Origin of the sequence: Rhodovulum sp. BSW8 (genome assembly GCF_003314725.1) — a bacterium.
Classification (GTDB): Bacteria; Pseudomonadota; Alphaproteobacteria; order Rhodobacterales; family Rhodobacteraceae; genus Rhodovulum; species Rhodovulum visakhapatnamense.
Window position 1 is genome coordinate 1 of sequence record NZ_QNVX01000047.1, and the last position, 9,730, is coordinate 9,730.

A 9,730-nucleotide genomic window follows, 5' to 3' on the forward strand; every position below is an offset into this window, starting at 1 on the left:
GACCGCTGAGAGCTTCCTCGGCTTCATTGACATCACGTCGATCCGTCTCTGGGTCCGCCATTTGTCAACATGACCTAAACCTCCGGCTGCCGCGTCCGCAGGCAAAGCGCCATTTTTTGACCACAAGGTCCGCTTTCGGGCTTTCCGTCCCCCGAATCTTTTCGTTAGGCTTGCCGGGTAAGTCAGACCCCCTGACCCGTCAATCCCGGAGACATTCGTGGATCCCAAGACCCTGCCCGCCGTTTTCGACGGCCATAACGATGTTCTTCTCAGACTCTATCGCGCCGGAGGTCCGGCCGCCGCCGACACCTTCCTGACCGGGGACGCGGGCCATATCGACCTGCCCAAGGCCCGCGCGGGCGGGCTCGGCGGCGGTTTCTTCGCGGTCTATGTGCCCTCCGAGGGCGGCGAGGACAATGAAGAGGCGATGGCGCAGGACAGCTACGACCTGCCTCTGCCGCCGCCCGAACCGCAGGACCGGGCGCTGACCGTTGCCATGGCTCAGGTCGCGACGCTGGAGCGGCTGGAAGAGCTGGGCGCATTGAAGATCTGCCGCAGCGCCGCGGAAATCCATATCTCGATGGTCGAACACAAGCTGGCGGCCATCCTGCATATGGAAGGTGCCGAGGCCATCGACCCCGAGATGATCACCCTTGATGTGCTTCACGGCGCGGGGCTGCGCTCGCTCGGGCCGGTCTGGAGTCGGCCCACCATCTTCGGCGAGGGCGTACCGTTCCGCTATCCGTCCGACGGCGATACCGGCGGCGGGCTGACCGATCTGGGGGTGGCGCTGGTCCGGCGCTGCAACGCGTTGAAGATCATGATCGATCTGTCGCACATGACCATGGCGGGCTTCTGGGACGTCGCCAGACAGTCCGACGCGCCGCTGGTCGCGACCCATTCGAACGCCCATGCGATCTGCCCCCATGCCCGCAACCTGACCGACGCCCAGCTCGAGGCCATCGCCGCCAGCGACGGCATGGTCGGGTTGAACTATGCGACGGCCTTTCTGAGACCCGACGGGCGCATGATCGATACCGGTCTTGACGACATGCTGCGCCACCTCGACCATCTGCTGGGCAAGCTCGGCGAGACTCGCGTGGGGCTCGGGTCCGATTTCGACGGGGCGATGATCCCGTCCGCGATCGGGTCGGCCGCGGGGCTGCCCGCACTGCGCGCCGCGATGACGGCGCATGGCTACGGCCCCGAGCTGATCGAACGGATCTGCCATGGCAACTGGCTGAGGGTGCTGGAGAAAACCTGGGGCCACTGACGGGCAAGACCGGCGCAACGACGCCGGAAGACGACATAAAAACAGACCAACAGAGAGGACGACCAAGATGACCGCTTTTGCAAGGCTGATGTCGGGCGCCGCGCTGGCCGCGACGCTCGCGGGCACCGCCCCCGCGCTTTGGGCCGAAACGCCCGCGAACATGCTGGTGGTGGCCAACCGGATCGACGACATCACCACGCTCGACCCGGCCGAGACCTTCGAATTCGCGGGCGGCGACGTGCTGCGCAACGTCTACGGGCGGCTGGTGAACTTCGACCCGCTGGATTTCGAGGCCGGCTACCAGCCCGATCTGGCCGAAAGCTGGGAGGTCAGCGAGGACGGCCGCACCATCACCTTCACCATGCGCGAGGGCGTCAGCTTCGTCTCGGGCAACCCGGTGACGGCCGAGGATGCCGAATTCTCGCTGCGCCGCGCGGTTCTGCTGAACCTCACGCCGTCGTTCATCCTGACCCAGTTCGGCTTTACCCCCGAGAACATCGAGGAAACCATCAAGGCCGACGGCAACAAGCTGGTCATCACCACCGACAAGGCCTATGCGACCTCCTTCGTGCTGAACTGCCTGACCGCGACCATCGGCTCGATCGTCGACAAGACGACAGTGATGGCGCATGAGGTCGATGGCGACATGGGCCACGACTGGCTCAAGACCAATTCGGCGGGCTCGGGCGCCTACAGCCTCGTTGCCTGGAAACCGAACGAATCCGTGACCCTGCAGGCCAATCCCGACTTCTATCAGGGCACGCCCGCGATGCAGCGGGTGATCGTGCGCCATATCGCCGAAAGCGCGACCCAGCGGCTGCTGCTGGAACGCGGCGATGTCGATGTCGCGCGCAACCTCAACCCCGAGGACGTGCAGGGCATCACCGGCGCCGAGGGCATCAAGATCCAGGAAGAGCTGAAAGGCTACCTGATGTATGCCTCGTTCAACCAGAAGATCCCCGAGCTGACAAAGCCCGAGGTGCTGGAGGCATTCAAGCACCTCGTCGATTACGACGGCATGGTGAACAGCTTCCTCAAGGGGCAGTGGACCGTCCAGCAGAACTTCCTGCCCCAGTCCTATCTGGGCGCGGTGAAGGACAACCCGTTCTCGCTCGATGTCGAGAAGGCCAAGGCGCTGCTGGCCGAGGCGGGCGTCGACGGGCTGGAGCTGACCATCGGCGTGCGCGACGTGCAGGAACGTCTGGAAATCGCCCAGTCGATGCAGAACACCTTTGCCCAGGCCGGGGTCAAGCTGAACATCGAGGTCGGTACCGGCAAGCAGGTGCTGGCCAAGTACCGCGCCCGCGATCTGGACGTCTATCTGGGCACCTGGGGGCCGGACTATGCCGACCCGCAGACCAATGCCTCGACCTTCGCCTACAACCCCGACAATTCGGACGAGGCGCAGAATGGCGGCATCCTGGCCTGGCGCAACGCCTGGGACGCGGGCGGGCTGACCGAGATGACCGAGGCCGCGGTGGCCGAGCGCGACACCGCCAGGCGGGCCGAGATGTATCACGAGATCCAGACCAGGTTCCGCGAGATCTCGCCCTTCGCCATCATGTTCCAGAACATCGAGCAGGACGGCGTGCGCGAGAACGTGCAGAACTTCACCACCGGGCTGGCGGTCAGCGATGCCAGCTACTGGAAAGTGACCAAGTAACGTGTCGGCAACCGGCAAGGCACAGGAAGGGCGCGCCCGCGCGCCTTTCCCTCCCCGCTGGGTGAAACGGACGGGCGTGACGCTGGGATCGATCGCGATCACCATGCTGGGCCTTCTGTTCGTCACCTTCCTGATCGGCCGCGTGATGCCCATCGACCCGGTGCTGGCCATCGTCGGCGAACGCGCCAGCCCCGAGGTCTATAACCGGGTCTACCAGGAACTCGGGCTGGACCGGCCGCTGCTGGTGCAGTTCTGGCTCTATCTGCTGGACGTCGTCCGGGGCGATTTCGGCACCTCGCTGCTGACCGCGCGGCCCGTATCCGAAGACATCGCCCGGGTCTTTCCGGCAACGCTGGAGCTGGCGACGCTGGGCACGTTGATGGGCGTACTGCTGGGCGTGCCGCTGGGCGTGCTGGCCGCCGTCCGGCGCGGGTCCTGGATCGACCAGATCGCGCGCGTGGTGGCCCTTGTGGGCTATTCGATGCCGATCTTCTGGCTCGGGCTCATGGGGCTTCTGATCTTCTACGGCATTCTCGGCTGGGTCGGCGGGCCGGGGCGGCTGTCGATCTTCTATGACGGCATGATCGAGCCGGTCACGGGCATGATCCTGATCGACAGTGCGCTGGCGGGCGACGGAACGGTCTTTCGCGACGCGCTTAGCCATATCGTGCTGCCGGCCTCGCTGCTGGGCTATTACAGCCTCGCCTATATCAGCCGCATGACCCGGTCCTTCATGCTGGAACAAATGTCGGCCGAATATGTCACCACTGCCCGGGTCAAGGGGCTGAGCGAGCGCGCGGTGATCTGGGGTCATGCCTTCCGCAACATCCGGGTGCAGCTGATCACGGTGATCGCGCTCAGCTATGCCGGGCTTCTGGAAGGGTCGGTGCTGACCGAGATCATCTTCTCGTGGCCGGGCATCGGGTCCTACATCACCAACGCCCTGCTCTCGGCCGACATGAGCGCGGTTCTGGGCGGCACCGTGGTGGTGGGGCTGGCCTTCGTGCTGCTGAACGTCTTTTCCGACCTGCTTTACAAGGTCTTCGATCCGAGGGCGAAATGACCGAGATGACCGGACTTCGCGCCTGGCTTCTGACCGACACGCCGCAATCGCGGGGGCAGGCCCGGCTGGCGAGCCTTTATCAGGGCTGGCTGGCCTTCCGCCGCAACCCGATGGCGATGTTCGGGCTTGCGATCCTGATCGCGCTGCTGGCGATTGGGGCGCTCGCGCCCTGGATCGCGCCGCATGATCCCTTCTATCAGGACCTCACCGCCCGGCTGCAGCCGCTGGGCACGCCCGGCCATCCGCTGGGCACGGACTCGCTGGGGCGCGACATCCTCTCGCGGCTGATCTACGGCTCGCGGATCACGCTTTACATCGTCACGCTGGTCGCCCTGATCGCGCCGCTGGCGGGGCTGATCGTCGGCACCGTCTCTGGCTATCTCGGCGGCTGGGTCGACATGGTCCTGATGCGGATCACCGACATCTTCCTCGCCTTCCCCCGGCTGGTGCTGGCGCTGGCCTTCGTCGCCGCGCTGGGCGCGGGCATCGAGAATGCGGTGCTGGCCATCGCCCTGACCGCCTGGCCGCCCTATGCCCGGATCGCCCGGGCCGAGACGCTGACCCTTCGGAACGCCGATTTCATCAGCGCGGTGCGGTTGCACGGCGCCGGTCCGATCCGGATCATCACCCGGCATATCTGGCCGCTTTGCATCTCGTCGCTGATCGTGCGGGTGACGCTTGATATGGCGGGGATCATCCTGGCAGCCGCGGGGCTTGGGTTCCTCGGGCTCGGCGCCCAGCCGCCCAGCCCCGAATGGGGCGCGATGATTTCCGAGGGCCGCCGCTTCATCCTCGATCACTGGTGGGTCGCCACCATGCCGGGGCTGGCGATCTTCACCGTGTCGCTGGCCTTCAACCTGCTGGGCGACGGCCTGCGCGACGTGCTCGATCCGAAGGGAGAGAAATGACCCCCCTGCTCGAAGTCGAGGACCTCTGGGTTCGCTTTCCCACCCGTACCGGCCTGTTCGACGCGGTGCGCGGTGTGTCTTTCAAGCTTGGCCGGGAACGACTGGGTATCGTTGGCGAAAGCGGGTCCGGCAAGTCGATGACCGGGCGCTCGATCCTCAGGCTGATCCGGCCGCCCGGGCAGGTCACGGCCGGGCATATCCGGCTCGATGGCGAGGATCTGATGCAGCACTCCGAGGCGCAGATGCGCAAGGTGCGGGGCGAGCGGATCTCGATGGTGATGCAGGACCCGAAATTTTCGCTGAACCCGGTGATGAGCGTCGGCGAGCAGCTGATCGAGGCCTGGCGCGTCCACAAGAAGGGCAGCCGGGCCGAGGCCAGGCGTCGCGCACTGGACATGCTGGAAGCGGTCTCGATCCGCGACCCCGAACGGGTGATGCGCGCCCATCCGCACGAGCTGTCGGGCGGGATGGGTCAGCGGATCATGATCGCGATGATGCTGATCCCCGACCCCGAATTGCTGATCGCGGACGAACCCACATCGGCGCTGGACGTCTCGGTCCAGGCGCAGGTGCTGCAGATCATGGACCGTCTGGTGCAGGATCGCGGCATGGGGCTGATCTTCATCAGCCACGACCTGAATCTCGTGGCCGATTTCTGCGACCGGGTGCTGATCATGTATGCGGGCCGCGTGGTCGAGACCTGCGCGGCCGACAAGCTGCACGAGGCGAAGCACCCCTATACGCGGGGGCTTCTGAACTCGCTGCCCCGGCTCGACGCGCCGCAAAAACGGCTGGAGGTGCTGCGCCGCGACCCGGCCTGGGCCGAGGCCCCGTCGGTGAGGCCGTCATGAGCGCGCTTTTCTTCGACGATGTCAGCGTCTGGTTCGGCGAGGGCCGCGACCGGGTCGATGCCGTCCGGCACGCGAGCTTTCGCGTCGGCCATGGCGAAAGCTTCGGGCTCGTCGGCGAAAGCGGGTCGGGCAAGTCGACGATCATGCGCGCGCTGACCGGGCTGGCGCCCGACTGGTCGGGCCGGATGGCGGTGAACGGCAATCCGGTCCCGCGCGGACGGCACCGCAACCGGCTTTTCTACAAGAGCGTCCAGATGGTCTTTCAGGACCCCTATGCCTCGCTCCATCCGCGTCAGTCGGTCGATCAGGTGCTGTCCGAAACCCTGCATCTGCACGGCTTTCGCGATATCGAACCCCGGATCGTGCGGCTGCTCGACGATGTGGGCCTCGGCCCTGCCTTCCGCTTTCGCTATCCCCACCAGCTATCGGGCGGCCAGCGCCAGCGCGTGGCCATCGCCCGGGCGCTGGCCCCCGAACCCTCGATCCTGCTCCTCGACGAGCCGACCTCGGCGCTTGACGTCTCGGTCCAGGCCGAGATCCTGAACCTGCTGACCGACCTGCGGGCCGAACACAAGCTGACCTTCCTGATGGTCTCGCACGATCTCGCGGTGGTCGCCCATATGTGCGAGCGTATCGCGGTGATGCAGGCCGGCGAGATCGTCGAGGTGATGGGCGTGGACGAAATGCGGGCGCTGACACCGGCGCATTCCTACACCCGCAAGCTTTTGCAGGCCTCGCTTGGCTATACCCGGGGTTGACCCGGGATTACCCTGCGTCCGCCCCGGCCTCGCCTGAATTTCGCTCGAACTTTACGAGAACTGTCAGCGATCGCCGGAGCGCTGGCATACCCTATCTTAACGTCGCGACAGCTAGTGCTCTGAACTGGAACCCCGCCGGTATCGGAACACGACATGCGCCTTGCCTTTGCGATCGCACTTGCCGCGAGCCTCCTTGGTCTCTCCACCCCTCTCCTTGCCACATCCGGGGCCACGTCCGGCTCCGACCGGTCGGTCGTTCGTTTCGCACAGGTCGCCGCCCTTGAGGGGCCGGCCGGGGCACTGGGTCAGGGCCTGCGCCTCGGCCTGCTGGCCGCCTTCGAAGAGGCCAACCGCGCGGGCGGCGTCAATGGCCGCAAGATCCGGATGGACAGCTTCGATGACGGCTACGAACCCACCCGCTCGGCCGCCGAGGTCGAGAAGATGCTGGCCGATGATCGCTACCTCGCGCTGGTCGGCCAGGTCGGCACTCCGACCGCCAAGGCGACGCTGCCGGTCGCGGCCGCGGCCGGGATGCCGATGATCGGGCCGTTGACAGGGGCCGATTTCCTGCGCGCGCCCTGGGTCAGCAACGTGGCCAACATCCGCGCCAGCTACGACACCGAAACCGAGGCCTGGATCGCCTATCTGGTCGACGCGCTGGGCAAGGACCGGATCGCGGTCCTTTATCAGGATGACGGGTTCGGTCAGGTCGGGCTGGAAGGGGTGCGCCGTGCGCTGAAGAAACGCGGGCTGACGCCGGTCGCCGAAGGCAACTACACGCGCAATACCCTGGCGGTGAAGGTCGCGCTTCTGAACATCCGCAAGGCCAATCCCGATGCCGTGGTGATGGTGGCCGCCTACAAGCCTGTCGCAGAATTCGTGCGCGTCGGGCGCAAGCTCGGGTTCACGCCGCAGCTCGTCAATATCTCCTTCGTCGGCTCGCGCGCGCTCAGCGAGGAACTGGGCCCGGCCGGAGAAGGCATCATCGTCAGCCAGGTCGTGCCGTTCCCCGGCGACACCTCGTTGCCGGTCGTGGCCGAGTATCAGGCCGCGCTGAAAGCCGTCGATGCCGAGGCCGCGCCCGAATTCGTCTCGCTCGAAGGCTATCTGGCCGGACGTGTCGCGCTGAAGGCGCTCGAAAAGGCGGGCCCCTTCCCGACCCGCGCCAAGATGCTGGCCGCGCTCGATCAGCTGGGGGATCTCGACCTCGGCGGCCTGCATCTTGTCTTCGGCCCGGGCGACAACCAGGGACTCGACCAGGTCTTCCTGACCCGGATCTCGGCCGATGGGGCCTTCGAGCCCGTCGAGATCCCGGCCCCGGCCCCGGCGTCGCCCGACGAGCCGGCCCCTGAGCCAGCTCCTGAGCCGAAATCCTGACCGTGCGGGCGGCCCGCGCGGCCGCCCGGGACACAAGGACCACGTTACGCCCCGGAGGGCTGTCATGCTGAAATTCGTTTCGACGGTGTTCGGTAGTATTGCGCTGAAATTCTCGTCCGCCCTCGTTCTGATGGGGGCCATGACCGCAGCCGCCATCGTGATCTCGACGATGGTCTTCGACTCGCTGTCGGGACAGATCGACAGGCTGGTCTCCGAGGACTTGCCTGGCATCCGGGACAGCGTCGCGGTCATCGAGCACACCGGCGATGTCCGCGACTCCCTTTCCGAGATGCTGATGGCCCGCAACGCCGAAGGCGTCGAGACCGGGTTCCAAAACTACCTCGAGGAAAGCAAGCGTGTGCTTGCGTCTGTCAACGACCTTCCCGCTGAGGACCGCAAGACCTTCCTGCCGATGCTGGTGGCGCTGTCCGACAGGGCACAGCAGATGCGGCGGGCTCTGGACCAGCGCTTCGCGAGCCAGAACCTGCTTCAGGACCAGCTGGCCGAATTCGGCGCACAGGTGGGCGAGATCCGCGAAGCGCTGTCGATCATGACCGAGGATGCCGTCTATGACATGAACCTGGCCGGCAACCAGACCATCGAAAGCGTGTCCGACACCCTCGACACGCTGGTCCATTCCGACTTCAACTCGACCGCGCTGATCCTGCAGGCCCGGGCCGAAATCAACCTGCTGTCCGGCGTCGCCCTCGCGCTGGCCCGGCAGGACGATCCCGCGCTGGCCGCGATCCTGCGCGATCTGGCGACGGCCAGCCTGCGCAAGCTGGAAGGACTGCTTGCCGATCTCGACACGGCGGGCACGATCCCGGACTACCTGCCGATCCTGACCGAAACCCGGGCCGCCTTTGCCGGTTCGGCCAATGCCGGGTTCCGCGCGCGCGCGGGCTATACCGAAGAGGTCATGCGGCTCCGCGATGCCAGCAATATCGCGCTCAGTTCGGCCATCGACGATCTGACCTTCAAGCTGATGATCGGCGCCGAGGACACCGCGGTCTTCAACCGCGAGGCCATCCACCGGCTGCTGAGCAACGAGGTGCAACAGATCCGCGACACGTCCGATGTTGACCTCGCGGTGGAAACGCTGGTTGCCTCCGCCTATCTCGGGGCCACCGCGAAGGATGCCGCCGAGGCCGATGCCGCGCAGGACCAGATCCTGGCCGCACGCGACGCGCTGACCGATCTGGCCGGGCGGGTCTATCTGACCAGCAGCCTGAAGACCATGATCGAAGGGATCGTCGCCTTTGCCGACCCGGAAACCGGGGTGGTGGCAAACCGCCGGGCCTGGCTTGCCGCGCAGCAGGAGGCCGAGGATGCCTCGCGGGCCGCCTATGAACGCCTGCGCGGCATCGCCTCCGTCGCCAGCGACCAGGGCAACAATGCGATCGCCACGGCCGGTGACATCGGCACTGCCATCCTGGCCGAGGCCGGCGAGGCCAAGCACCGTCTGAAGCTCGTCACCCTGGGCAGTGTCGCGGTCTTCATCGCCGCGCCGATCCTGACCTGGCTTCTGATCATCTGGCCGATGCGCCGGCTGGTGCGCGTCACCGGCCGCCTGGCCCGCGGCGAACTGGCCGAGGTCAAGGGCTTCGGAATCTTCGGGGGCGAGATCGCGCGGATGGCCGAGTCGCTCGTCGTCTTCCGCGAGGGCCTCATCGAACGCGACCGCATGCAACAGGCCGAACGCGCGGCCGAGGAAGATCGCCAGGCCAGCGCCGCCGCGCAGCAGGCAGTGGTTTCCAAGCTTGCCAGCGCGCTTCAGGCGCTTTCTGGCGGCGATCTGACGAGTCGGATCGATGAACGGTTCGCGGAGGATTACGAG

General features: G+C 66.3%; 8 protein-coding genes. All 8 read left to right on the plus strand.

Annotated elements, in window-relative coordinates:
- Window positions 1-217 precede the first annotated feature (217 nt).
- Window positions 218-1,273, plus strand: coding sequence for a dipeptidase (locus DSD19_RS16750; RefSeq protein WP_113670434.1), 1,056 nt, complete (start codon window positions 218-220; stop codon window positions 1,271-1,273).
- Window positions 1,274-1,340: 67 nt separating this feature from the next.
- A complete protein-coding gene (locus tag DSD19_RS16755; RefSeq protein WP_113670435.1) occupies window positions 1,341-2,936 on the plus strand; it encodes an ABC transporter substrate-binding protein in 1,596 nt (531 codons plus the stop codon).
- A gap of 61 nt (window positions 2,937-2,997) precedes the next feature.
- Window positions 2,998-3,999, plus strand: a complete 1,002-nt coding sequence (locus tag DSD19_RS16760) for an ABC transporter permease (RefSeq protein ID WP_371412622.1) — start codon at window positions 2,998-3,000, stop codon at window positions 3,997-3,999.
- Complete coding sequence (locus DSD19_RS16765) at window positions 3,996-4,907, plus strand: ABC transporter permease (RefSeq protein ID WP_113670436.1); 912 nt, start codon at window positions 3,996-3,998, stop codon at window positions 4,905-4,907. The genes DSD19_RS16760 and DSD19_RS16765 overlap by 4 nt, the downstream gene beginning before the upstream one ends.
- On the plus strand, window positions 4,904-5,758 hold the full coding sequence (locus DSD19_RS16770; protein ID WP_113670437.1) for an ABC transporter ATP-binding protein: 855 nt from the start codon (window positions 4,904-4,906) through the stop codon (window positions 5,756-5,758). Before DSD19_RS16765 ends, DSD19_RS16770 begins: the two co-directional genes overlap by 4 nt.
- Window positions 5,755-6,516, plus strand: coding sequence for an ABC transporter ATP-binding protein (locus tag DSD19_RS16775; protein ID WP_075786256.1), 762 nt, complete (start codon window positions 5,755-5,757; stop codon window positions 6,514-6,516). Before DSD19_RS16770 ends, DSD19_RS16775 begins: the two co-directional genes overlap by 4 nt.
- A 153-nt stretch (window positions 6,517-6,669) precedes the next feature.
- Window positions 6,670-7,893, plus strand: coding sequence for an ABC transporter substrate-binding protein (locus DSD19_RS16780; RefSeq protein WP_113670438.1), 1,224 nt, complete (start codon window positions 6,670-6,672; stop codon window positions 7,891-7,893).
- Between the two features lie 64 nt (window positions 7,894-7,957).
- The coding region (locus DSD19_RS16785; RefSeq protein ID WP_133260457.1) for a hypothetical protein at window positions 7,958-9,730 on the plus strand (1,773 nt) is incomplete at its 3' end.

What these genes read in the sequence shown, in the direction of transcription:
- DSD19_RS16775 (WP_075786256.1), top strand. Translation starts at nt 5,755, where the DNA reads ATGAGCGCGCTTTTCTTCGACGATGTCAGCGTCTGGTTCGGCGAGGGC.
- DSD19_RS16755 (WP_113670435.1), top strand. Translation starts at nt 1,341, where the DNA reads ATGACCGCTTTTGCAAGGCTGATGTCGGGCGCCGCGCTGGCCGCGACG.
- DSD19_RS16770 (WP_113670437.1), top strand. Translation starts at nt 4,904, where the DNA reads ATGACCCCCCTGCTCGAAGTCGAGGACCTCTGGGTTCGCTTTCCCACC.
- DSD19_RS16765 (WP_113670436.1), top strand. Translation starts at nt 3,996, where the DNA reads ATGACCGAGATGACCGGACTTCGCGCCTGGCTTCTGACCGACACGCCG.
- DSD19_RS16780 (WP_113670438.1), top strand. Translation starts at nt 6,670, where the DNA reads ATGCGCCTTGCCTTTGCGATCGCACTTGCCGCGAGCCTCCTTGGTCTC.